Source organism: Megasphaera coli (assembly GCF_900095855.1).
In the GTDB taxonomy this organism is placed as follows: Bacteria; Bacillota; Negativicutes; order Veillonellales; family Megasphaeraceae; genus Megasphaera; species Megasphaera massiliensis_A.
Window position 1 is genome coordinate 184,008 of record NZ_FMIY01000002.1, and the last position, 25,447, is coordinate 209,454.

The 25,447-nt window shown below is 51.8% G+C and carries 21 protein-coding genes; all 21 read left to right on the top strand.

Annotation, left to right across the window (positions count from 1 at the left end):
* Complete coding sequence (locus tag BQ2674_RS01315; RefSeq protein WP_083222282.1) at positions 1–1,524, top strand: TolC family protein; 1,524 nt, start codon at positions 1–3, stop codon at positions 1,522–1,524.
* A gap of 87 nt (positions 1,525–1,611) precedes the next feature.
* Positions 1,612–5,904 carry a translocation/assembly module TamB domain-containing protein gene (locus tag BQ2674_RS01320; RefSeq protein ID WP_075572074.1) on the top strand — a complete coding sequence of 1,431 codons (4,293 nt, stop codon included), beginning with the start codon at positions 1,612–1,614 and terminating at the stop codon, positions 5,902–5,904.
* A 20-nt stretch (positions 5,905–5,924) separates the two neighbouring features.
* Positions 5,925–6,557 carry a sigma-70 family RNA polymerase sigma factor gene (locus BQ2674_RS01325; RefSeq protein ID WP_075572075.1) on the top strand — a complete coding sequence of 211 codons (633 nt, stop codon included), beginning with the start codon at positions 5,925–5,927 and terminating at the stop codon, positions 6,555–6,557.
* Positions 6,558–6,698: 141 nt separating this feature from the next.
* Entirely contained in the window at positions 6,699–7,262 is a 564-nt protein-coding gene (locus BQ2674_RS01330; protein ID WP_075572076.1) for a hypothetical protein, read from the top strand.
* A gap of 13 nt (positions 7,263–7,275) precedes the next feature.
* Complete coding sequence (locus BQ2674_RS01335; RefSeq protein ID WP_075572077.1) at positions 7,276–9,498, top strand: BamA/OMP85 family outer membrane protein; 2,223 nt, start codon at positions 7,276–7,278, stop codon at positions 9,496–9,498.
* Between the two features lie 24 nt (positions 9,499–9,522).
* Positions 9,523–10,809, top strand: a complete 1,287-nt coding sequence (locus tag BQ2674_RS01340) for a hypothetical protein (RefSeq protein ID WP_075572078.1) — start codon at positions 9,523–9,525, stop codon at positions 10,807–10,809.
* A gap of 20 nt (positions 10,810–10,829) precedes the next feature.
* Complete coding sequence (locus BQ2674_RS01345) at positions 10,830–11,309, top strand: OmpH family outer membrane protein (protein WP_075572079.1); 480 nt, start codon at positions 10,830–10,832, stop codon at positions 11,307–11,309.
* Between the two features lie 5 nt (positions 11,310–11,314).
* Entirely contained in the window at positions 11,315–12,247 is a 933-nt protein-coding gene (locus tag BQ2674_RS01350) for an OmpH family outer membrane protein (protein WP_075572080.1), read from the top strand.
* Between the two features lie 18 nt (positions 12,248–12,265).
* A complete protein-coding gene (locus tag BQ2674_RS01355; protein ID WP_075572081.1) occupies positions 12,266–12,685 on the top strand; it encodes an OmpH family outer membrane protein in 420 nt (139 codons plus the stop codon).
* Positions 12,686–12,700: 15 nt separating this feature from the next.
* Positions 12,701–13,723, top strand: coding sequence for a UDP-3-O-(3-hydroxymyristoyl)glucosamine N-acyltransferase (lpxD, locus tag BQ2674_RS01360; protein WP_075572082.1), 1,023 nt, complete (start codon positions 12,701–12,703; stop codon positions 13,721–13,723).
* Between the two features lie 10 nt (positions 13,724–13,733).
* Positions 13,734–14,630, top strand: a complete 897-nt coding sequence (locus BQ2674_RS01365) for a lysophospholipid acyltransferase family protein (protein ID WP_075572083.1) — start codon at positions 13,734–13,736, stop codon at positions 14,628–14,630.
* Between the two features lie 132 nt (positions 14,631–14,762).
* Positions 14,763–14,942, top strand: a complete 180-nt coding sequence (rpsU, locus tag BQ2674_RS01370) for a 30S ribosomal protein S21 (protein ID WP_006789398.1) — start codon at positions 14,763–14,765, stop codon at positions 14,940–14,942.
* Positions 14,943–14,960: 18 nt separating this feature from the next.
* Positions 14,961–15,452: a GatB/YqeY domain-containing protein gene (locus tag BQ2674_RS01375; protein ID WP_075572084.1), complete on the top strand. Its 492-nt coding sequence runs from the start codon at positions 14,961–14,963 to the stop codon at positions 15,450–15,452.
* Between the two features lie 100 nt (positions 15,453–15,552).
* A complete protein-coding gene (locus BQ2674_RS01380) occupies positions 15,553–17,454 on the top strand; it encodes a type I glutamate--ammonia ligase (protein ID WP_075572085.1) in 1,902 nt (633 codons plus the stop codon).
* Positions 17,455–17,684: 230 nt separating this feature from the next.
* Positions 17,685–18,725, top strand: coding sequence for a heat-inducible transcriptional repressor HrcA (gene hrcA / locus BQ2674_RS01385; protein WP_075572086.1), 1,041 nt, complete (start codon positions 17,685–17,687; stop codon positions 18,723–18,725).
* A gap of 16 nt (positions 18,726–18,741) precedes the next feature.
* Positions 18,742–19,341, top strand: a complete 600-nt coding sequence (gene grpE / locus BQ2674_RS01390; RefSeq protein ID WP_075572087.1) for a nucleotide exchange factor GrpE — start codon at positions 18,742–18,744, stop codon at positions 19,339–19,341.
* A 34-nt stretch (positions 19,342–19,375) separates the two neighbouring features.
* On the top strand, positions 19,376–21,223 hold the full coding sequence (gene dnaK, locus BQ2674_RS01395; RefSeq protein WP_075572088.1) for a molecular chaperone DnaK: 1,848 nt from the start codon (positions 19,376–19,378) through the stop codon (positions 21,221–21,223).
* 25 nt (positions 21,224–21,248) lie between these two features.
* Positions 21,249–22,466, top strand: coding sequence for a molecular chaperone DnaJ (gene dnaJ / locus BQ2674_RS01400; protein ID WP_075572089.1), 1,218 nt, complete (start codon positions 21,249–21,251; stop codon positions 22,464–22,466).
* Between the two features lie 60 nt (positions 22,467–22,526).
* Positions 22,527–23,405 (top strand): 50S ribosomal protein L11 methyltransferase, encoded by an 879-nt coding sequence (locus tag BQ2674_RS01405; RefSeq protein WP_075572090.1) that lies wholly within the window; start codon positions 22,527–22,529, stop codon positions 23,403–23,405.
* On the top strand, positions 23,405–24,130 hold the full coding sequence (locus tag BQ2674_RS01410) for an RsmE family RNA methyltransferase (RefSeq protein ID WP_075572091.1): 726 nt from the start codon (positions 23,405–23,407) through the stop codon (positions 24,128–24,130). The genes BQ2674_RS01405 and BQ2674_RS01410 overlap by 1 nt, the downstream gene beginning before the upstream one ends.
* Positions 24,131–25,447 carry a tRNA (N(6)-L-threonylcarbamoyladenosine(37)-C(2))-methylthiotransferase MtaB gene (gene mtaB, locus BQ2674_RS01415; RefSeq protein WP_075572092.1) on the top strand — a complete coding sequence of 439 codons (1,317 nt, stop codon included), beginning with the start codon at positions 24,131–24,133 and terminating at the stop codon, positions 25,445–25,447.

A 25,447-nucleotide genomic window follows, 5' to 3' on the forward strand; every position in this document is an offset into this window, starting at 1 on the left:
ATGAATAAAAAGGTATATAAACAGGTTCTTACGGCTCTCGTCATTTCGTCGCTCAGCACGCTTGCCTTTGCGGCCGACAGCACTGTCCGTCCCGTATCCATGGAGAGCACGGATGCGACCGTGGGGACCGTGGCGTCGGCAAAAATTGCGACTGCCCGGGAATCCGATGTGCCGCCGGCTTTGCGGGAAACATTATCTCAGAAAATCAGAAAAGATACGGCTAAGCGTACGGAAAAAGCGGCTAAAAAGAACGGTGCCGACCCGGTCATCGTTGTCGGGCGCGTAGCGCCGAATCAGGCCGTCCAGCTGACCTTGCCCAAGACCGTACGCATGGCGCTTGATTATAATCGTGATATTAAAATGGCGCATTATGACTTGAAATCGGCTGAATATGCCATCAATGAAGCCCGTGCCGGCAAGATGCCGACGCTTGCTTATGAATTTCAGGCCGGCCGCTCGAAGAGCTATACAACTGATACTATCGGAAGCAATTTTACAAACGGTCTTTCCGTCAATATTCCTTTGTACACGGGCGGACGCGTGGAAGGCCAGATTGATATCGCAAAAATCGGCAAGACAAACGCACAGGAAGAGATTCTGCGCGTCGAACAAGCGACGAAGCTGAATGCCATTTCAGGCTATTACGCCTTATTGGCGTATGAGCAGTTAAAAGACGTATACGACGAATCGGTAACGAATTTGGAAGGACATGTTAAAAACGTAACGGCCCAGTATAATGTGGGAACTGTCGCTAAATTGGATGTTCTCACGTCGGATGTTTCTTTGGCGAATTCCAAAACCGATGCCGTGACGGCTGCCAATAACGTTGCCAATGCGGAAGCATCCCTTGACAACATCCTCGGTCTGCCCGTCAATACGCGCCTCGAATTGGCTGATCACCGCCTGCCCTTTGATGAATACAATATGTCCCTGACCGATGCCATGGACTACGCCATGAAGTATCGTCCTGAAGTATTGCAGGCATCCCTGAGCGTACAGAGTGCGGAAGACAGTATCGGTGTCGCTAAAGCGGGTTATCGTCCGACTGTCGGCATTTCCGCCGGCCGCGGTTGGGGCGATACGGATTTCCCCGGCACGAAAAACAGAAATTGGACTATTGCCGGCACGGTAACGTATTCAATTTTTGACGGCGGCTCAACGCACGCGAAGGTGCGCGAAGCTGAGGAAAGCCTTTTGAAGGCACGTGAAAGTGAACAGAAAGTACGCGAAGCCGTGCAGCTTGAAGTAAAAAAGGCATACCTTGCTATCCGTAGCGCCGCTCAAAAGGTGGAAGCTACGAAGACGGCCGTCACGCAGGCGGAAGAAAGCTTTAAAATCGCGACCGTCCGCTATCAGGCCGGCGTAGGTATCAACTTGGACGTTCTTGATGCGCAGCTCAATTTGAATAAAGCGAAGATCAATAATATTCAGGCCCTTTATGATTATAATGTCGGCATTGCTACCCTGGAACAGGCTATGGGTCTTGATGTCCGCACGGGCGTTGTAATACCGGAAACAGTATAAGAACCGAATGGATCAGCATGCATAAGAGAGGATTGTAATTTACAATTCTCTTTTTGTCTGTAGTATATATGCCGGAGAAGCAATGTAATGAAAAGACACAGGGTGTTTGCCTGTGCGGTTCTGTTTTTTCTGATGGCATTCGGTGCGGCTCTTTTGTGGGCGCGCTTCACCTTGCTGCCGAAAGCGGAAGACTTGATCAGGACCGGGGCGAATGAAAAAATTAACGGAACTTTTTCGTTTGCATATATGGACATGTCCCTGACGGGAGAACTCATTCTTACGGATGTTGCCGTTAAAGATGAGACCGGACGGGAAGTGTTGGAAACTGAAGAGGCGCGCATTTCCGTAAGTCCGGTGCGCGCTTTTTCGGCATGGAAGGATGATGCCGATATTACGGCGGCCGTCAACTCCATTAACGTGGAAAGGCCTGTGGTTCATGTGTGGCAGGACGGGCGGACGCAGGCTTGGAATGTAACAAAAATTCTGAAAAAACAGGCCGACAGTAAATCTTTATCGCTGCGTTCTTTGATTTTTGTGCATGACGGGATCGTGCAGGCCGCCTTGGCTGAGTCGAAGATGCTCATTCTGGACGGCGTGAACGGTTCCGTTTCACTGCAGGACTATCCGACAACCAAGGCGGATTTTGACGGTACCGTCGACGGCAAACCCGTGTCCGCCCATGTTTCCTATACATCGCAGCGGCAGTATGACGTAAAAGTACGCGGTGAAGAAGTCGATATAACATACGGTGCGCCTTTTGCAGCTTCTGTCAGCGGTCTGCAGCTCACAGGCGGTAAGGTGAAGGATATCCTTTTGCATGTGACTCAGTCGCACCGGGGGTTTACGGCGGAAGGACGATTGGATGTGGCGGACGGCAGTCTGGTATATGAAGGGTATACCGTTGACAGTCTTAACGGGCATATCGGTATAGGTGATGACACCGTAAAACCGGAGAATGTGACGGGACATCTCAACGGTCAGCCTTTCAGTCTGAGCGGGACCGTAAAGACCGATACGGGCAATCCCGTTTTTAACCTGGACGTAAAGATTAAAGACGCGGACCTCGGCGCCCTTGCGCAGGGGAAGGATTTTTCCCTTGCAGGCAGGGCCGGCTACGACGGCAAGGTTTGGGGCACGGCGGATGACATAAATCTGAACGGGAAGGTTACCGTTTCGGACCTCGACTATGACGGGTGGCATATTGACTCGGCCAAGGCCGACGTCGTATATGCGCATCACATGGGGACCGTTACGGGCGGACAGGCGTCTTTCTGCGGCGGCACGATTACGGCTGTCGGTACGTGGAACACAGATTCGGGAGCCTTTACGGGCAAGGCCGATGTAGAAGACGTACGCCTGGAAGAGGTACCGCAGGTTCCGGCCGGTTTGTCGGGTTTTGTGTCGGGCGAGCTTTTTTTTGCCGGCACGTCGGCGGATATGAGCTCCGTTACGGCCCGCGGGAGGATCGGCGGCGCAGCTCTTTCGTATGACGGCATCGCCCTGGAGCGGGCGAGTGCCGACTTCCTCTGCGGCGGCGACATAATGACCCTTACGGATATTCGCGGCGACGTGCGCGGCGGTACCGTAACGGGTGCCGTTACGTATAACGGGGAGACGGGCGAAAAGGACGGCAGTCTGATTATGACGGACATACCCCTTGACCTGTTTAACCGTTTTGCCGATCTTTCTCTGGACGGTACAGCTTCGGCAGTCATCTTCTTTAACGGCGTTGAGCCGCAGTGGACGGCCGAATTTGACGGCCGCGACGGCAACGTGAACGGCATGGGGTTTGATAATATTTATGGCAGTCTGCACGGTACCGGACGGGCCTTTACAGTGAACTCGCTGACATATCGCTATAAGGACGGCACCCATTCCGTTCGAGGCACGGCGGATCTTGATTCACGGGCCGTCGACCTCACCGTGGATACGAAGCATTGCCGCCTGGAGCAGATCCTCATCGCTGCCGGTCGGACTGACGCCGGTCTGACCGGTTGGGCAGATAATAGCGCCCGCATATCCGGGACCATTGATAACCCCGTTGTTACGGGAACGGCAACCTTGACGAACGGTTCCGCCAAGGGCTACCTCTATAAACGGGCGTACGTCAATTATCTTTATCATGATGCTGCAGTGTGTATGACGGACGGCACGATTGAAGCGTATGACGCGCTCCTGCATTTTTCGGGCTCCGCCGGCGAGCACCTTGATTTGGACGTGGAAGGGACGAATTTGGAAACGGACCGAATCGTTCGCAGTGAAGACAACGCAGTGAGCGGCGCCCTCAACGTAAAAGCCCACATCGGCGGTACGCCGCAGTCGCCTGCTGTAGGCGGTTCCTTACGGGCCGCGTCGCTTACGGTCAACAAGATTCTCCTTACGGATGCAACCGGCGATTTTAGTTACGGCGACGGTATTTTACGCCTTCATCGCTTCGGCTTTAAGCAGGGAGACGGCACGTACGAGGCGGAACTCATGCACAATGCGAAAAACGGCCGCATTATCGGCCGTGCAGCCGTGCACGCCGGTGATTTGGCAAATGTTATTACCCTCGCGAAGTTGCCTCTCAAAAATATAACGGGCCAACTGGACGGCAGTATTGCCGTAGACGGGACGACGGAAAATCCGAGCCTGCGCGTAACCGGGAAGATTACGTCCGGTACGGTGGGCGGCCGTGTCATGGAACCGTCCGACGTGGACGTGGCCGTAGAAGACGGCGTCATCAAGGTGAATTCCCTGGCTCTTACGGTGGACGGAGGCCTCCTGGCGGCACAAGGAACCTACGCGCTGCACGGTCCGGTCAACATTCAGGTAGCGGCAAAGAATTTCTCGACCGCCATCTTGCAGAATGTATCGGGAGCGGACAGTGTGCCCGTCGATTCGCGCGCCGACTTCGCTCTGAACCTCAGCGGCAGCGGCGATGATCCTGTTGCCGAAGGATCCGTTCAGCTGAACGGCGGCACATTGAACGGAGTGTCCTTTACGGAAGCATTCGCCCTCTTTACGGTTAAAGAAGGTATTATTACGCTCAATCAGGCTACACTCTCGCGCGACCCCTATAAGGCGACGGCAGCCGGCACGATTCCCTTGGCGGCCTTGCGGGACGATATGCGTGACGGCGCTGTCAATGTACGCGTAAAATTGGATAAGGCCGGTCTGGACGGGCTGACTTTTATCACTCCGGTCGTCGAAAAGGCGGACGGTGCCATGGCGGGGAACATCGTCATCACCGGCACCGTGCAAAATCCGCGCCTTGACGGCAGCGTGACTGTGCGCAACGGCTATATTAAATTGCGTGACGTGGCCAATCCCTTGGCCAACGTGAACGGTGATCTTCTCTTTAAAGGCAATGAAGCGGTCTTGAGCAGCCACGGCACGATGGATAAGACCGGCAAAGACGACAAGGGATTCTACGACCTTCAAGGCTCGGCCGCCTGGACGGGCACGACGCTTGATGCTTATACGGCGACCTTGACGGCGCATGATCTGAATGTGGACTGCGAGTACTACAAGGGTCCCGTAAACGGCAGCTTTACCGTCGCAAAGAACGGAAATTTGCCGAAGGTGAGCGGCAGCCTGGATATTAATAATGCCACAGTCAGTATCCCTCTGACACTCGCCTTGGCGGAATCCGATTTTGATTGTGACCTAGATGTAGCTGTGCGGGCAGGCAATAAGGTGCGTTTCTATGATTCCGGCCTTTATGACGTGTGGATTACGGGTGAGGCCGCCTTTGCGGGCAGTCTTTCCGCTCCCGATGCGACGGGACATTTTGAGGTGACGCGCGGCAATATTCGCTACTTTGATACGCGTTTCAACATCAACAGGGGCCGCGCCGACTTTAAGGGAAATTCGTTCCTGCCTCAGGTCGACATGGATGCGGATACACGCATCGGTCAGTACACGGTCATGCTCAATTTGACGGGCCGTGCCGATAATATGGATATGACTCTTCGTTCGGATCCGCCCTTGACGAAGGCGCAAATCGTCTCGCTCATTACGCTGCGCAACAGCAATAAGCGTGACAGCTCGCTCAACCGCGAGGATGTGAACTCCCTCATCGGCAGCGGGATCCGTTTTACCCTGAACAGTCTGGGGTTGACGCAGAAACTGGAAGACGTCCTTTCCCTCGATATGCTGACTATTACGACGGGTGACCTCGATTTGACTGCTCATACGACAAGTGAAAGTAAAAATTATTATAATATTGAAATGGGCAAGTATTTATTTAACAATTTCATGTTAACTGCCGCCTTCGGGCTGAATCACAATGACAATCGTGTCGGTATGCAGTATAATCTGGGAAGCAGGTTCAGCGTGGATACATGGAAATCTCCCGACAATGTATACATAGGCGGGAGTTACAGATATACATTTTAGAAAAAGCCGAGGAGGCCGACGTGCTTCAATCGTATTTGGCGGAATTGCGAAAAATTGAATTACTGAAACCGGAAGCGGAACGGGCTCTTTGGATCGCCTATAAAGACGAGGGATCGTCCGAGAGCAGGGCAAAGCTCATCGAACAGTATCAGCCGTTGGTCTTTAAGGAAGTTTTGCGACGGCAAATACGGCCGGACCATATAGCCGACGCGCTGCAGGAAGGAACATTGGGACTGATTGAAGCCGTAGAGCGATATGATTACACGAGAAATGTCGCTTTTTCCGTTTTTGCCATTCACCGGATTCGCGGTGAAATTACGGATTACTTGCAGCGCGAAGGGGCACATGCCGGAATTTCTATGGACGAACCCGATGAAAACGGCCTGACCCTTTGTGATATGTTGTCGGATGAATCGGAAGATCCTGCCGATATGGCCGGGCGCAGCCTCTTGGTGGAGCAAATAGGAAAGCTTATGGCGCGCCTGCCCGAAAAGGAACAATTCATTATGGAGGCCGTTTATTTGCAGGATAAGCAGCCCAAGACAGTGGCCGAGTCTCTCGACGTGAGCCTGCCCTATGTGTATCGCCTGCAGAAACGGGGTATTCGGCGCATTCGCGGTATGGTCAGCCGGTTCATGCATAAAAATGATTAATATAAATTAGTTGTAAAGATATAAAAAACGGCGTTATTTATAGAAAAATGCATATAACACCGAAAATTTCCATTAATATATGAGTACTAAAAAAACGTCGCTGCGGCGATAATTATAGTATATTGAAAGGAGGGATGCCGTATGGGAAAGACCGAGCACGACAAGGCGGAACAAGTTCATTCCGCAAGAGTTTGGCTTGATAAAGCGGAACGGTCCTTTCGCAGCAGGTCGGAAATACAGGGGGAATTAAACCTTCTTCTGGCTGAAGCGGAAATGAAGAATTTGCGTAAAAACCACGGTATCGGGCAGCGAGTCGTGCGCTTCGGCGCGGCTACAACGGCACTGGTCATCGCGGCGGCTCTGTGGGTTCTCTTGAGTCCTCTCGTGCGGCATCAACCGGCAGTACAACCGGAAACATCGGCAGCAGTACCGGCGGCGTATGAAGAAAGCCGTTGGATCAAAGCCGAGCCGCTGCGGTTCGACGCGAAGGCGGCCGAAGCGGCGGTACCTGCAGGAAAGGCGGCAGAGCAGGCCGGAGTTGAAGTCGGGCAAACAGAACCGGCCGAACCGGAGAGCGTTCCGGCAGAAACGGTGAGTCAATCCGCATCGGCACAGCGACAGGCAGTAATGTCATCAGTACAGATGCAGGAAACCGTACAGGCCGCAAGACACAGTCTGCGCAGTACGGAATCAATACACAAGTAACGGAGGTTTTTTAATGAAAATGCGTAATAAGAAGCTTTTAGCGGTGATGATTACGAGTACTCTTATGACCTGCCCCGTTTTGGGGAATGAGACCGTAACGACTCGGGACGTTACGCTTACAGGCTATGAATCGGCAGAAGAATTGGCCGCTATAGAACGCGGTGAACGGCCTGCAACGACAACGCAGACCGCCGTATCGGCGGAAACTTCGGAAACGACGACGAGTCCTGAAAACGCATCCGGGACGGAAGCGGCGCAGACGGCGATGAGCGGCCCTACGGGCTATGAACCGTCCGATGAAACGGCAGCGGCGACGGCCGTACCGGCTGCACAGCCTGCCGCGGCAAATGAGCCGGAAGAACCGGCCGAGGCGGCGCGGCCCGAAGCCTCCATGCCTGCAGATGTAATGGAAAGCAACGTTTCCTATATAGGTGGTCTCGGTGATTTCAAAGTGGATGAAAGCATCCCGGCGTATCCCATTGCCATCCTTTCGCAGGAACAGGAAACGGCGCTTCCTTACGGCAATGCTTTGACGGATGAAGAGGCCGCGGCCTATGCCGGAAAAGTCGTTACGGCCGTGACGGTAAGCCCCTTGCCGGAAGCCTTGCCGGAAGAAAAATTCTTGTCCCGCTTTGCCATGCGTACAGGGGACACGGTGGAGGCGAGTTATGTTCGCCATGACCTCAACGTTCTCGGTGCGTCCGGGCTTTTTGCCTCTGTAAAGCCCGTGTTTACGCCTGTCCCCGAAGGGGTAATGCTCAACTATGAAGTACAGCTGAATCCCGTCGTCAAGGGCGTCGAAGTGAGCGGCAACGAATCGATCAAATCGGACGATCTCATTAAAAGCCTTCATATTACGTCGGGCAGTATTCTCAATTCGACAATTGTCAGCAAAGATATTTATGAATTAAACCGATACTATGCGAATCAGGGATATTTGCTCAGCCGTGTTACGGCAATTAACATGGACGAAAACGGCATCCTCCACATCGGTATCAGTGAAGGACACGTAGAAAAGATCGTAATTCAAGGCAACAAGAAGACAAAAGATCGCGTTATTCGCCGCGAATTACGCATGAAGCAGGGTGACGTATTCAATAAAACCTTGGCGAGCCGCAGTGTTGAACGCGTCTATAATACAGGCTATTTTGAAGATGTTAACGTTCGCCTCCTGCAGGGCGAAAAAAACCGGAATGACGTTATTATGGAAATTGACGTTATTGAGCAAAAGACCGGTTCCGTTACTATCGGTGCCGGTTATTCCCAGTCCGACGGCCTTGTCGGTATTTTGGGACTCAGTGAAACGAACTTCCGCGGCACCGGCGACAAGGTGGGGATTAACTGGGAGTTCGGCGGCAAGACGCATTCCAACAAAAATTATACCTTTTCTTATACTCATCCGTGGCTTAATAGTCACGGCGATTCCATCGGCATGAGTATCTTTGACAGAGAAGCGGAATATGACGATTATAACGAAAAAGGTGATACCGTTTCGGAATACCGCAAGAAGACAACCGGCGGCAATATCACATACGGCCGTGTCCGCAGCGAGTATGTCAGCGATTATATTACATTGGAAACAAAGAAGACGAAATATCTCGGTCATGAAGGCGGTCCTTATAACTATGCAAGCTGGGCTTCTTCTTCGATTCCGGTCTATAAGAATTATATCAAGAACAACTTCGGTCAGACGAACAGCCTGACGTGGTCGCATGTATTCGATAATCGTGATAATATTTACGATCCGACACGAGGCAAGCGCCTTTCCTTTACGGGCGTTTGGGCCGGTCACGGTTTGGGCGGCGACTTCGATTACTACAAATTTATCGTTGAAAACCGCCTTTACTATAAAGTCGGTGTCAAACACGTCATTGCCGTTCGCCTTATGGGCGGTGTCGCGACAGGTGACATGCCGTACAATGATCTCTTTACTCTCGGCGGAGCGGACAATCTCCGCGGTTATGAAGACGACGAGTTCCGAGGCAATAAGATGTATCAGGCTACTATCGAGTACCGGTTCCCCATTGCCAAGAAAGTACAGGGGGTCGTGTTCGGCGATCTGGGTGCAGCTTGGGGCGGAACCGATAAGATTCCCTGGTATCATGAAAGCAAGGGGATTCACTACTCTGCCGGTGTCGGTTTGCGCGTAACGACGCCTATCGGACCGATTCGCCTCGATTATGCCGAAGGGCAGCATGGCGGTAAATTCCACTTCAGCTTCGGCGGTAAATTCTAATTATCGCGTAACGGCGGAGGGTCTATGAGAGGAAAACTGTTCGTAACGGCCGCCCTTTGGGCGGTATGCTGTTCCGCCGTGTCGGCCGCCGCGATTGAACATGTTGACGTTCATTTGACATCGACGGGTCTGCCCGTGCCGCCGCTTGCAGGTAAGCGGATTTCCGCGAGCATTGAAACTGTCGGCAGGCGTATTCTCCTGGAGCGCGATGACAGTGAAGTGGCGCAAAATCAGGATGTTTATAAAAAGACGATGAATGATATCATCGACCGTGTTTTGATCGGCTACACGGTAGAAGATATTCGCATTGACCCGGCACAGAATACGGATGTATACGTGACCATTCGTCCTTGGGGCGATACAATCGAGCAGGTACGGCTGGATGCGGACTTCGGCTCCTTGCCGCCTATGGCGACGGACTTGGCGAAAGAGGATATTCAAGGTGCGCAGGTACTTGTGGAAAATGTCCTCGTCGGTTTGCCGACAGACGCCTTGGACTGGGCAAGCGGCGCCGTGAAAGACGTGCTGGAGAGTGAGCTTGAGCAGAAGATTCCCGAGTTTTACCCGCACGTTGTTATTGAGCCGGCCAAGACGGCGACGGTGCACGTATACTTTTTGCCGAAGTTGCCGGTCGTTCGCAATGTCAATGCGGCGGTTAAGTCGGAAAATATACCGAAAATCATCTTTTACAAGATGAGAGAGAATGTAGAATCGCGCTATGCCGGCCTCGAAGGCCTGCCCGTCGCTTTTGTGCGGCGCCATGAGCGGGATATCCGGGAAGACTTGCAGAAGACCGTCACCGACCAGTGGGTTGTTAAAGAGTATAAACTTCATGTCGAATCGGAATTGACGGTTGATGAGAATATGAAGATTAGCCTGACGTCGGTCACCGACTTTTACGACATTCAGGCATCGGCGTATATCGACATGCGCCGCAACGGCGACAGGCATCACGACGACAGGGAAGATACGGTCGTGAAGGTACATGTCGGCCGCAAATTGGACAAACACCATGAATTTTACGGTGAAGCCGAGTTTAAGCCGAGTACTTTAAAGTGGAACTTCATTCCCGGTTATTTTTACAGATGGCATGACGACAACTTCCTGGGGTATCAGTTTGAAACGGAGGACAAGAGCCACCACCTGTGGCTTCGCCGTCGTCTGACCGACAAGTGGAGCATCCGTTTTGATTGGGATATGACCAATCACGATGAAGAATTCGGCATTAACTATAGACTTCACGAATACGTCGGCTTAGAATATATTATATCGGAGCACGACCAGTGGCTTCGCATCATCGGGTATTTGTAATGATAAAGGAGTAATGCAATATGATGGCAGAAATGGGTAAGAAAAAGAACGTTAAAATTTTTTCGGCGGCAGTAGCGCTTGTTTTTGTCCTTTCCGTCGCGGCTATGGCCGTAATGCAGACGGGTAATCCGGCCAGCGCGGCGCCGTCCAGCAATATAGGCGTAGTTGATACGAGCAAGGTTTTTGCACCCGATAACGAAGCGATTGTCAATGCTCAGAAAGAACTGCAGACCGCGTCGCAGGATATGCAGAAGCAGTTTGAAGAACAGTCGGCCAACATGTCGGACGAAGAAAAGGCGCAGCTCTTCCAGAAGATGCAGGGTGATATGGCGGATAAACAGGAACAAATTCAGAAAGGGCTGAAAGACAAGCTGGAAGAAGCCGTAGGCAGCGTCGCTTCCACAAAGGGGCTCAGTCTCGTAGTGGACAAGAACGTCGTCCTCTATGGCGGCCAGGATATTACGGAACAGGTGGCAAAACAGTTGTCCGGCTCTAAATAAAAATTATGGTGAACGCTCATCGTGCGACATATTTAGGTTGTCTCATCATATGCATTCTCGTCGCTGCGGGTATTTGGCATTTTCTAACGAAGCCTGCGCCGCTTCCTGCGGCAAACGGCCCCGTCTATGCTTATGCCGACGTGGAACACATTATGATGAGTCATCCCGGTTATGCCGCGTATCACCGCCTGGAATTGGAGCGCAATGCCATGGTGGCGCAGTATCAGTTCGAGCAATGGAATTACTCTCGTCAGGCAAGTCGGGACAATGAGGTCCTGCAAACCTTGGGAAAGACCGATATTGTGGGCGCGGCAGCGGCGGAAGAAGAACTGAAAGCAAAGGTTGCTTTAAAGGAAGCGGATTTGAATGCTTCACTGCAACAAAAGTATGAAGCCATACTGAAAGAAAAAGAAAAACAACTGCCCGCTTTATCCGAAACTGAGCGATTAAAAGCCCTGAACTTACAGCTTCAGCTCAATACGCTGGTCATGTCGGCAGCGCAGCGGGAAGCGGCGCGAAACGAGCTTATCGCCCTTCTGCGCAAGAACGGCGGTACCGACTCCGAAGCGGCCGTAGAAGCGGCGGAAGCGGAAATGGAGCCTTATAAGAAAAAGGCTGAAAAAGAGCTGGAAGACTACATAGCCGCGACAAAGGCGGACTTGCAGAGCCGTCAGGACGGCACGGCGGAGCTTTTGCAGAAGCAATTGGCAAGCATGCGGAACATGCCCGATCCGGTCGGTTGGAATGATGAATGGAAGAAAAAGCTGGCCGACAAGGAACAGGAAATGAACGATGCCAAAGAAGTTATTATGGCGGATATTCGCGCTCGTGCAGCTGATGTGGCCCTGGAACAGGGAATCGACATGATTTTCAGCGACTATGCCGGTATCGGAACGGCATTGGACGTGACGGACGATATTATCGCCAAGCTGGCATAATAGGGAGGCCTTTATTTTATGAAAGCAATAAAAAAGAAATTTACAGCCCTTGTGTTGACGGTGTTGGCCGCAGGCGTTTTGGCCGGCTGCGGCAGTGAGGACAATGTGGGCGTAGTCGATACGGTGCGCGTACAAAAAGAAGCACCTCTGGCAAAACGGTATATAGAAAAACGGGAAGCAAAACGGGAAGAAATTCAAAAGAAACTGGAACAGGACAAGCTGTCTATGAGTGAAGAAGACTTTCAGAAAGAACAGCAAAAGCAGGGGCAGGAGCTGGAAATATACAGTGCCGGCATTCAGCGCCAGTTTAAGGCGGACGTTGACGGAAAGTTGGCGGAAATCGCTAAAAAGAAAGATGTCGGCATCATTGTCGACCAGAGAGTCGTACCGAAGGGCGGTATTGATGTAACGGACGAATTAATAGCCGAATTACAATAAAGAGGTGTGTTTACGGTGAAAAGGACGGTAAAAGAGTTAGCGGAATTTCTGGGAGGACGCGTTATCGGTGACGGAACCCGTATTATTGAAGATGTAAAAGGGTTGGCCGAAGCCGAAGCCGGCGACATCACTTTTGCCGTCGACCCGTATACGGAGTATTTGCCTAAGATCCATGCCGGTGCGGTTATTGTGGAAAAAGAAGTGCCTGCCGGCGACAATACTCTCATCCTCGTAGATACACCCCGCCTTTCCTTTTCGAAACTGCTTGAACTCTTTCATCCGCGCCAAAGCGTAGAGAAGGGAGTTCACGCTACGGCCGTTATCGATAAAACGGCCGTACTGGGGGACAATACGGCCGTCATGGCCTATGCCGTTATAGGCAAAGAAGTATATATCGGCGCAAACAGCGTTATTTACCCGTATGTTTTCATCGGCGACCGCGTGCGCATTGACGAAGGTGCCGTCATTTATCCGGGTGTCGTCATCTTTGAAAACACGGTCATCGGTAAAAACGCCGTCATCCGCTCACATGCCGTCATCGGCGGCGAAGGCTTCGGTTTTGCCACGAAAGACGGTGTGCATACGCGTATTCCCCAGATCGGGAATGTCGTTATCGGTGATGACGTGGAAATCGGTGCCGGCACAGCTATCGACAACGGTACCTTAGGGAGCACGAAGGTCGGCAGAGGTACAAAAATCGACAACCTTGTCCACTTGGGTCACAACGTGGAAATCGGTGAAGACTGCTTTGTCATTGCCCAAACGGGTATTGCCGGCAGTACGAAGACGGGGCATCACGTTACCTTTGCGGGACAGACCGGCTGCACCGGTCATATTACAATCGGTGACAACGTTACTTTTGCGGGCAAGTCCGGCATCATCGGTAACGTACCCAGCAATACGATTAACGCCGGCTTTCCGGCGCAACCGCATATGGAATGGAGCCGCACACAAGTGTATCTGCGGCGTCTGCCCGATCTGGCCAAGACGGTAAAGCGGCTGGAAAAGCGTCTTGCCGCCTTGGAAGGTAAAGAATAAAGAGGCGTTTATGTACAGGCTTATGAAAATTCTCAGCTTTATTATCTGCAACGTGCCGAAAAGTTGGCGGGAAAGACTGGGAAAGGAGCTGGGCGCTTTCTTTTGGGCCTTCGTGCCGCGGAAGCGGAAGAGCCTGGCGCAGCGGCAAATACTGGACTGTAAACTGACCGATTCACCCGATGAGGCCATGGCCATCGCCAAAGCGAGCAGTCTTCGCTTCGGCCCCATGATCGTCGAGGTGTTATCCTATCCGCGCCTGGTAAAACAGGGATTTTTCAATAAATTTACGGTACTGGGGAAGGAATATCTCGATACATTGAAGGCAAGCGGCGAAGGAGCCGTGTTTATGGCATCTCATGCGGGGAATTGGGAACTTTTGGGTGCCTGGCTGGCTATGAGCGGCTATCCCCTCATTTCCGTAGCGCAGCAGCAAAACGGCGGCTCCGACGTCTTTATTAACGAGTATCGGGAAATGATGCATCAACACGTGACGTACAAGACGGGGATTCGTGATATGGTGCGCTTTCTCGGCGAAGGCAAATACATCGGCCTGCTCATGGATCAGGATCCGGGTTATGCGGGGATTATGGTGAAACTCTTCGGCAAACCTACCTTAACTGCCGACGGGCCGGCCAAGCTGGCGGCCATAAAAAATTACCATATTGTGCCCATTTTTATTCATGAAGATCGTCCTTATCATCATATAATCGAAGTACAGCAGCCCTTTCGCATTTTTGCCGACAGTGAAGAGCTGACGAAAGACGAAAAAAAAGAACGCATTTACGAAGTAACGCAGAAATTGAACGATATTTTGGAAGCGCATATCCGCAAGTACCCGGCAGACTGGTTTTGGCTTCATAACCGCTGGAAATGGACGAAGAGGCGGCAAGAAAAAGAGCGGATTTAAGGAATTGTTTACCTTGCTTGCGCCGGTTGCGGTAAACCGTGCGGAATTGACAAAACAGCGCTTTTTGAGTATAATTTTTATGTGTGCACAAGAGCACTCCCTAACGATACTTTTGGAGGGAGGGATAGAGAAATGGCAGAAATCAGAGTCGGTAAAAACGAAACCTTGGACAGCGCTTTGCGCCGTTTTAAGCGTTCTTGCCAAAAAGCAGGCGTCCTTTCGGAGGTCCGGAAACGCGAGCACTATGAAAAACCGAGCGTTCGGAGGAAGAAAAAATCCGAAGCGGCGCGGAAACGCAAGTTTAAAGCATAATTCAAGAAGGTTGGTAGCATGTCGTTAAAGGAAACATTGCTGCAGGATATGAAGGCCGCAATGAAAGAAAAAGAATCCGGTAAGACGAAGCTGGCAGTCATCCGTATGGTTCGGTCTTCCATTCGCAATGCGGAAATCGACGGAAAATGTGAACTCGACGATGTCGGCATCGGAACGGTTATTGCGAAAGAAATGAAGCAGCGGAAAGAATCGCTTGAAGATTTCGTAAAAGCCGGTCGTGCGGATTTGGCCGAACAGATTAAAGCGGAAATGGCCGTCCTTGAACGGTATATGCCCGGACAGCTTTCCAAAGAAGAAGTGGAAGCGGTTGTGCGCGGTGTCATGGAAGGTATGGCGACTGCAGACCTGAACATGGGTACCGTCATGAAAGCCGTAATGCCGCACGTGCAGGGAAAGGCCGACGGCAAGGTTATTTCACAGACTGTAAGAGAACTATTGCAGAACCGACAGCTTCGGAATTCTATTGACAAACGGATGAATCGATTGTAAGATAAAACCGTAATTTTGGACAATACCATATAATCGAGTCAACGGGGACTCCACACCGGGCAGGTGCGGAGTCTTTTTTTGTAGATGAAGGAGGAGCAGTATGAATACGGATAATTTGCTTTACGTAATTCCTGCAGGACAATATGGTAAAGAAGGCGTTTTGGCCCTTTTAGAACAGCACAGGGAAATTAAATTCGTTTCACTTGTCGGTGTCGACTTGGCAGGAAACGATACGGATGAAAAAATTCCCATCTCTCTGTTCTTCAAAGAGTATGAAAGCTTTTTTGACGGTTCCGCTTTTCAGACGGACGGTTCTTCCGTTGTCCTGCCCGGTATTGCCACATTGTCGAACGCCCGCGTCGATATCAAGGCCGATCCCGACGTTAACTGGTTTGTCGACTATAACTGCGGCAATATTGATGAAGAAACGGGCAAGCCTGTCGGTACCTTGCGCATTCCGAGCTTTCTCGAGCACGCGACGGGCTTCATCGATTCCCGCTCCATCCTGCGCAATACGACAAATTACGTCGGCGAAGAAGTGCTGAAGCTGATCAAAGAAAACGGTATTCAAGGTTTGACGATACATCCCGACGATATCGAGAAAATCGTTTTCACGACGGCAACGGAATTGGAATTCTGGGTCAAGTCGCCCAGCCAAGAAGTAGCTTCCCGTCTGCTTTCAACATCGCAGAAGCTGCAGGAACAGTATTGGCAGCGCACACACGGCGATGTCCGTACTGCTTTGGAACAAGCTGTGGAACGGCTGGCCCAATACGGCCTGGAACCGGAAATGGGTCATAAGGAGGTGGGCGGTATTAAGGCCCACATTGACGATTCGGGAAAACTCATCTTTGTCCTGGAACAGCTGGAAGTGGATTGGAAATTCTCGTCCGACCCCGTACAGACGGCGGATAATGAAATTCAGGCGCGTATTATTATTCGCGAAGCCTTTCGTGAAAACGGCCTGGACGTTACCTTCCAGGCAAAGCCCATCCACGGCGTGGCCGGTAACGGCGAGCATACGCATATCGGTATGGGAGCCGTCCTGAAAAACGGTAAATACGTGAATCTCTTTACGCCGGACGATATGCAGAAGGATTTCCTCTCGTCTCTCGGCTATGGAGCAATCATGGGGATTTTGAAGCACTACGAGGTTATTAATCCCTTTATTTCCGCTACAACGGATTCGCTTAACCGCTTGCAGCCGGGCTTTGAAGCGCCTGTGTGCATCGTCGCCGCCCTGGGCGGGGAAACGCCGGACGTGCCGACGCGAAACCGATCCATCCTGGCCGGCCTCATCCGTAACGCCGTCAGCCCGAAGGCGACGCGCATTGAAATGCGTTCGCCAAACCCCTTTACAAATACGTACATCGCCATTGCCCTCTTCTATCTGGCCGCCTTGGACGGCATCCGCTATGCCCTGATAAAGCACAAGTCGACGGGCGAACTCTTGGCGGAGCTCTCCAAAAAGCCCGGTGACGCGGCGGAATACTTGGAAGCGGCACGGGCATACCGTTCCGAGGTGGACGTTTTTGAAAACTATACGGAAGAAGAACGAAATACTATGTTCGGCAAGGCGCCGGCGACGGTCTGGGAGAACTTCAAGGCCTTGAGCCTTTACCCAGAAAAAATCGATAATTTGGCATGTTCCGTCTTCGCCAAACGGGTTATGGAGTCCTTTAAGGAGGGAGCTTTGAAGCGGTGGGTCTTGGAGCTGCAGTACCGCATTGTGCCGGACAATCTGGAAAAGGTCATTGCCGCCAAAATACTGCACACCGGCACCGACACGAATCCTCTGGAGGTAGAACGGTGGCAGGTAATCAATGCGCTGCGCACCGAGTTGGGGCGCGATACGGATAAGCAGCTGTCCATTTTCACACAGATTAAGAAAGCCCTGGCCGTAAAAGACTACGACACGGCTTCGGATCTGCAGATACTCATGGCGAAGAAGATGAATGAATTGAACGAACTTTATTATGAATATTCGCATAACGCATTTTAAAAAAATGAGTTGTAGTCAGAAAAAGGGCGGGTTCCTGCGCATGGGAATCCGCTCTTTTGCTCTTTGTCGTGTGAGAGTGTGTAAAAGACGGAAAAACGATTTTGACTTTTTGACTAAAAATGCTGTTTTTGGCTTAAAATCTATTGACAAACGATTTTAATCATGATATCTTGTATACAGTCGTTAGCACTCTGATATTTTGAGTGCTAACGGTTTGAATAGGGGCGAGCATGCGGGAACTGGATGAAAGAAAACAAAAAATATTACAAGCCATTGTTCAGGATTATATAACATCCGCCGAACCCGTAGGGTCGCGCACAGTGGCACGTAAATATAATTTAGGCATCAGCGCCGCAACCATACGGAATGAAATGTTCGATTTAGAAATGATGGGCTACTTGGAGCAGCCTCATACATCGGCAGGTCGGACACCGTCGGCAAAGGGATATCGTTTTTATGTCGACTGCCTGTTGCAGCCGGCAAAGATTCGGGAAGACGAAAAACGCCTTGTTCAATCGTGGTTTGCAGATAAGCTCGAAGACGTGGATCAAATTTTTCAATCTACGGCAAAAGTGCTGGCCAAGATAACTCATAACGTGACTCTTGTCGTCGCGCCGCGGCAAATCGGGGCAAAACTGAAGTACATACGCTTCGTGCCCCTTGATGACCGGCGTGCCATTATGCTGGTAGTTACGGACTCGGGTGAAGTGGAAAACAGCATTTATGCCAAGCCCGCCGATGTAGATATGGACGAGCTCAATCTGTTGGCCGAAAAGTTGACCAACCGTCTGACCGGTATGCGGCTCGATAAGATTACGGCCGAACTGCTGGATAGTTTTCGCGGTGACATCGTCGGCGATTTGGACTTGTACCGTACGGCTTTTCGTTCGCTGCACCAATCGTTCCGCAAACAGGAATTGTACCGCGGCGGTACGATGGAGCTGCTCAACGCACCGGAGTTTCGGGATGTCGATAAAGCTCTTTCCCTCTTCGGCATGTTGGAAGAACGGGAGAAAATTGTCGATTTATTGAATGAAGGACGACAGGAAGGGGATTCATCCGTCGTCGTTCGCATCGGTGATGACCGTTCGCCTGTGCCGCTCAATGATTGCAGCATTATTGAAGCGACTTTTCGCGGTGATGATGAAGTCCTCGGCAAGATCGCCGTACTCGGGCCGACGCGCATGGAATATGCCAAGATTATCGGTTTGCTTGAGTTTATGAAGGAACATGTAACGCAAATCCTGACACACTATCGCGACGACAAGTAGGAGGGGTATTGGAAGAATGAGTGAAAACGGGAAAAAAGAGATAGAAGAACAAGAAAACCGGACGGCTGTGCCGGCAAGAGAAACGGTTGAGGACGATGCAGCCGTCTGCAGCCGAACGGAGACGGAAGAAGTTCCGGAAGAAGCGGCCGGAGAGCAGGAAGAAAAGAAAGAAGCTGCCGCTGCCGTAAAGGAAGTGCAGGAAAAGTACATGCGTTTGCAGGCTGATTTTGCCAACTTCAAAAAACGCTCCGCCGCAGAACGGCTGCAAGTGGCTGATACCGTAAAAAGCGAACTGATTGCGGAAATCCTGCCGGTCATCGACAATTTTGAACGGGCCCTGCAAGTACCGGCAGAAGAGCAAAGTGCGGAAGTCAAGGCCTTTATGGAAGGCTGCAAAATGATTTACAAGCAGCTCACGGACGTTTTGGAAAAAGCCGGCGTCAGAAAGATGGAAGCCTTGGGCAAGCCTTTCGACCCGGTTTATCATCAAGCAGTTATGCGTGCTCCCGTTGAGGGATACGCTGACGATACAGTAGCGGAGGTCTTGCAGGAAGGCTATCTGCTCGGGGACACGACTATTCGTCCCGCCATGGTAAAAGTAGCATTTAACGGTTAATTCAATCGTGTCATAATTAGAGGAGGAATTTAGAATGGCAAAAGTAATAGGTATTGATTTAGGAACGACAAACTCCGTAGTCGCAGTCATGGAAGGCGGCGAACCTACGGTCATTACAAACACGGAAGGCTCGAGGCTGACTCCGTCGGTTGTCGGTTTTTCCAAGACGGGTGAACGTCTCGTCGGACAGCTTGCTAAGCGCCAGGCCGTTTCCAACCCGGAAAATACGGTTTCGTCCATTAAGCGGCATATGGGTGAAAACTACACTGTAAAAGTGGAAGGCAAGGACTACACGCCGCAAGAAATTTCCGCCATGATTTTGCAGAAATTGAAGGAAGATGCCGAATCGTATCTGGGTGAAAAAGTAACACAGGCGGTCATTACCGTACCGGCGTACTTCTCCGACAGCCAGCGCCAGGCAACGAAGGATGCCGGTAAAATCGCCGGTCTCGACGTACTGCGTATCGTCAATGAACCGACGGCGGCAGCTTTGGCATACGGCCTTGACAAAGGCGGCGACGGCAAGATCCTTGTCTTCGACTTGGGCGGCGGTACTTTCGATGTGTCTATTCTCGAATTGGGGGACGGCGTATTTGAAGTAAAGGCGACGAACGGCAATACTCATCTCGGCGGCGACGACTTCGACAATGCCGTTATGAACTGGATGGTTTCCGAATTTAAGTCCCAGACGGGAATCGACCTTTCACAGGATAAAATGGCGGAACAGCGCCTGAAAGAAGCGGCCGAAAAGGCAAAAATCGAATTGTCCACCGTCTTGTCGACGAATATCAACCTGCCTTTTATTACGGCCGACGCAAGCGGGCCGAAGCACTTGGATCTCACCTTGACGCGTGCTAAATTCAACGAATTGACGGCAGACCTCGTTCAGGAGACAATGGAACCGACACGTAAGGCAATCGCCGATTCCGGCCTGTCAATCAATGAAATCGATAAGATTATTCTCGTCGGCGGCTCCAGCCGTATTCCGGCAGTCCAGGAAGCGATCAAATCCGTTCTCGGCAAGGAACCGGACAAGGGTATCAATCCGGATGAATGTGTTGCTATCGGCGCGGCTATTCAGGCAGGTGTTCTCGTCGGCGATGTCAAAGACGTACTGCTTCTCGACGTAACGCCGCTGTCCCTCGGTATTGAAACGCTGGGCGGCGTATTTACGAAGATTATTGAACGCAACACGACCATTCCTACGGAAGGCAAGCAGATATTCTCTACAGCTGCCGACAATCAGCCGTCTGTTGACGTGCATGTTCTGCAAGGAGAACGTGAAATGGCGGCGGACAACAAAACGCTCGGCCGCTTTGAACTCTCGGGCATTCCGTCGGCACCGCGCGGCGTACCTCGTATTGAGGTTGCCTTCAATATTGATGCCAACGGCATTGTAAACGTTTCCGCCAAGGATCTTGGTACAGGAAAGGAACAGAAGATCACCATTACGTCTTCGTCCGGTCTCGACCAGAGCGAAATCGACCGCATGGTCAAGGAAGCGGCGGCTCATGAAGTGGAAGACAAGAAGCGCAAAGAAAAGATTGAAGTAAAGAACAACGCCGATACACTCGTATACCAGGCGGAAAAGACCTTGCAGGAAGTAGGCGACAAGGGAGATCAGACTAAGGTTGCCGACGTGAAAGACAAGATTGCGGCCTTGAAGGAAGCTATCGCGTCGGATGATACGGAACGCATTAAGAGTGCAACGGAAGCCTTGACCAAGCCTTTGTATGAATTGACCGGCGACATGTACAAACAGGCCGAAGCTCAGCAGGCGGCGCAACAACAGGCCGAACAGCCGCAGGGCAATGCGGCGCAAGGACAGGACGACAACGTAGTTGATGCGGATTATAAGGTGGTCGACGACGATCAGAAATAAGATGTAACAGAAGGGGCTGCCTATAATGAGTAAAAAAGATTATTATGAAGTCCTCGGCGTCTCCAAGAATGCGAGTGAAGCCGATATAAAGAAGGCTTTTCGCAAACTTGCCATTAAGTATCATCCCGACAAGAACCGGGATAATCCGAAAGAGGCGGAAGAAAAATTTAAAGAAGTCAATGAAGCGTACAGCGTGTTGTCAGATGAGACGAAACGTGCGCAGTATGACCAATTCGGTCCTGAAGCCTTCCAAAACGGCGGCACCGGTGCCGCCGGCTTCGGCGGTTTCGGCGGTTTCAGTCAAGGCGGTTTCAGCGACTTCGGCGATATATTCGAATCCTTTTTCGGCGGCGGCGGTCGTTCCGGACAAGCGAACGGACCGCAGCGCGGGGCGGACTTGCGCTATGACATAGATATCTCCTTTAAGCAGGCCGCCTTCGGCGCGGAAATGGAAATTCAGGTGCCGAAGGAAGATACATGCGGCCGATGCCGCGGCAACGGAGCGGAACCGGGCAGCCGGGTGGACACCTGCCCGGTTTGTCACGGCACGGGGCAGCAGCGGGTTGTACAAAATACGCCTTTCGGCCAGATGGTCAATGTCCGTACGTGTTCCCATTGCGGCGGTTCAGGTAAGATCATCGAAAAGAAATGCAATGCCTGCCATGGAACGGGAACCGTCAAGGTTCGCAAAAAACTGCAAATCAAGATTCCGGCCGGTGTCGACGACGGTGCTCGTCTGCGTGTTGCCGGTGAAGGAGAACCGGGAACGCACGGCGGCGGTCACGGTGACTTGTATGTTTACATCTTTGTGCGCAAAGACGGACAGTTTACACGACGCGGCAATGACGTCATTTCCAAGCAGTCCGTATCCTTCACGCAGGCCGCTTTGGGGGCGACCATTCGCGTGGAAACACTGGACGGAAAAATTGACCTGAAAATTCCTGCAGGCACGCAGACGGGAACACTTTTCCGTATTAAAGGGAAGGGTGTGCCCGTACTGGGGTCCAGAGACAGACGGGGCGATCATCATGTACAGATCAACATCGCCACGCCGAAGCGGCTAAGTGCCAAGCAAAAGGAACTGCTCAGAGAATTTGGCAGGGAAAGCGGCGAAGACTGGCTTCTTGACGATGAGGGTGAAAATAAAAAAAAAACTAAAAAAGGAAGATTTTGGAATAAGTTGATTGAGTATGTTCGCAGCCGCTTTGCAGCGGGATACCGTCAATTTACGGCCGAAATATAACGATACAGCTGCGGGCAACCGATAAATGTCCGCAGCTTTTTTGATAGAGGAGACGGCTCCATGCAGTGGAAAAAAATAGAACTTGTTGTTCCGGAAAAAGCGGTCGATATAGTTTCTCTCCTTTTATGGGAATGCGGGACCGGCGGCTTCGTTATTCACGATGAAGTAACCGGCGGAACCGTTTCGCTTGATGTATATATTCCTCATGAAAAGGCGGAAACGTCCCTCGCCGGCATATACCGCCGCCTTGACGCCTTATGGCGGGACAATCCCGGTTGGCCCTTATATCAATTGACTTGTAACGGCCCCGTAGATGACGATTGGCTGTACGAATGGCAGAAATTTTTTCATGCTGCCGATGTGACCGAACGTTTTACAGTCGTCCCGGCGTGGGAAGAAATAAAAGAGAAAGCAGATAAAATTGTGTTGCGCATCGATCCGGGGACTTCCTTCGGCAGCGGCCTGCACGCGACGACGTGCATGTGTCTTGGCGCCGTGGAGAAGCATGTGCGTCCCGGCGACACCGTCATCGATATCGGCACGGGTACGGGCATTCTCGCTATAGGTGCCGCGAAATGCGGTGCGGCAGTCGTCCGAGCCGTCGACCTTGATGAGGCGGCAGTCGGCCGGGCGGTGATCAACACAAAGCTCAATGATGTCGGAGAGACGGTAATAGCGGCGCAGAGCGACTTGCTTAGCAACGTGGACGACTCCGCGCAGCAGGCCGACGTCATCGTCGGCAACTTGGTGACCGAGGCGATTTTAAAAGTATTGTCCGTAGTATGCGACTATTTAAAGGCGGGTGGAATATTTATCGGCAGCGGTATTATTGATGAACGCATTGACGAAGTGCGCCTTGCCGCAAAAGAGCGGGGACTGACTATGATTGAGGAAGAATTAAGGGACGGCTGGTATGCCGTCACTATGAGGAGAGACTGATGCGTACCTTATTTACGAATTTTCCCATTGCAGAAGAATTTAGCCTCAGCACCGACGACACGTATCATGTCATGCGTGTTTTGCGCGCTTCCGTCGGCGATATGCTGTACGTGACGGACAGCAGGGGCGCCGAGTTTACATGTGAAATTATTCGCGTTGACGGAGACAGGGCGCTCCTGCGTCCTATAGAGCAGACGAAGGAAGCACCGGAAAAAGGAGCGGATCTTGTCCTGGCGGCGGCGCTCCTTAAAAACGACAAATTTGAATGGGCCGTACAGAAGGCCGCGGAATTGGGCGTGAACCGCATCGTTCCTATACAAATGGAACACTGTGTAGTAAAATTAAATGACGATCGCCGTGCCGAACGGCGCAGGAGATGGCAAAAAATTGCTTTGGAAGCGGCAAAGCAATGCGGCCGCTTCGATGTACCTGCCGTAGAAGCGGTAAAGACTCTTCCCGAGCTGATAGAATCTTTCAAGTCCCACTTTTTTCTCGTCCCCTACGAGTTTGAAACGGCGCCCGTTACGGACGCGGCCCGAAAAGGAGCGAGCCGCGACACGGTCATTTGCATCGGTCCTGAAGGGGGGTATGCGCCGCAGGAGATTGATTTGCTTCGCAGCGCCGCAGACTGCGTGACCGTATCGTTGGGGCCGCGTATTTTGCGGGCCGAAACGGCAGCCGTTGCGGCAGTGTCCATCATTATGTACGAAAGAGGATTCGTGTAAATGCCGACGATTGCTTTTACGACACTCGGTTGTCGCGTAAATCAATATGACACGGACAGCATGCGCAGTCTGTTTTTTGCGGAAGGCTTTACGGAGACGGACTTTAACGGCCGTGCCGACGTGTATGTCATCAATACGTGCTCCGTCACGCACATGGGTGAAAAGAAGTCGCGCCAAATCATCAGGCGGGCGAAGAAAAACAACGAAGGGGCACTTGTCGTCGTGACGGGTTGTTATGCCCAACTGAGTCCTGACGTGTTGGCGGCCATTCCCGATGTGGATGCCGTTATAGGCACGAATGAGCGCAAGAATATCGTCACCATTGTTCGGAGCCTCTTGGGCAGGGCAAAGGCCGAAGCGGTTCTTGCCGTCCATGACGTCATGGGGCGCGATACCTTTGAAGAAATTCCTCTCTATCCGTCGGCAGTGGAGCATACGCGGGCGGATTTGAAAATACAGGAAGGATGCAATAATTTTTGCTCCTACTGTATTATTCCGTATACGCGGGGCAGTCTTAAATCGCGCCGGCCCGATGCGGTTATTGCCGAGGCGAAGCGGCTTGTCTCCTTCGGGTTTAGAGAAATCGTTCTCACGGGCATTCACCTCGGAGCGTACGGCATTGATCTTCCCGAACGGCCTACATTGGCACTCATTTTGAGGCGTCTTTTGGCGGAGACGGACGTTGCCCGCATTCGCATGGGGTCCATTGAATCCGTTGAAATCAGTGACGATCTCATTGACGCCATCAATTCGTCGCCCCGTGTCTGTCCGCATCTGCATTTGCCCATACAGTCCGGGTCCGATGCGATTTTAAGCGCCATGCACCGCCGCTATACGACTGAAGAGTATATTAATCTGGTTCGCAGGCTTCACGAAAAAGTACACGGTCTCACAGTCTCGACGGACCTTATCCTCGGCTTTCCCGGCGAGACGGACGAGCGTTTTGCGGAAACCGTGAAAGCCTTGGAGCAGTTGAATTTTTCCCACATTCACGCTTTTCCCTATTCACCGCGCCAAGGTACGCCGGCGGCAGTCATGGCGGGACAAGTGAGCGGTGACGTCAAGAAGAAGCGTGTCGAACAGATAAACGCCATGTCGGTCAGGCAAAAGGAAGCTATTTTAGACGGCATGATCGGGCAGGAAGTGCAGGTTCTTTTGGAGTCGGTGGAGAATGCTATGGGCGAAGGCTTTTCGGAGCACTACGAACGGGTGCGTGCAGAGGTTCCGGCCGATTATGAATGCGGCCGTATTATAAATGTTCTGCTGACGGGCCGTGACGGTTCCGTATTGACAGGCAATATAAAGGAGGTTTCTTAA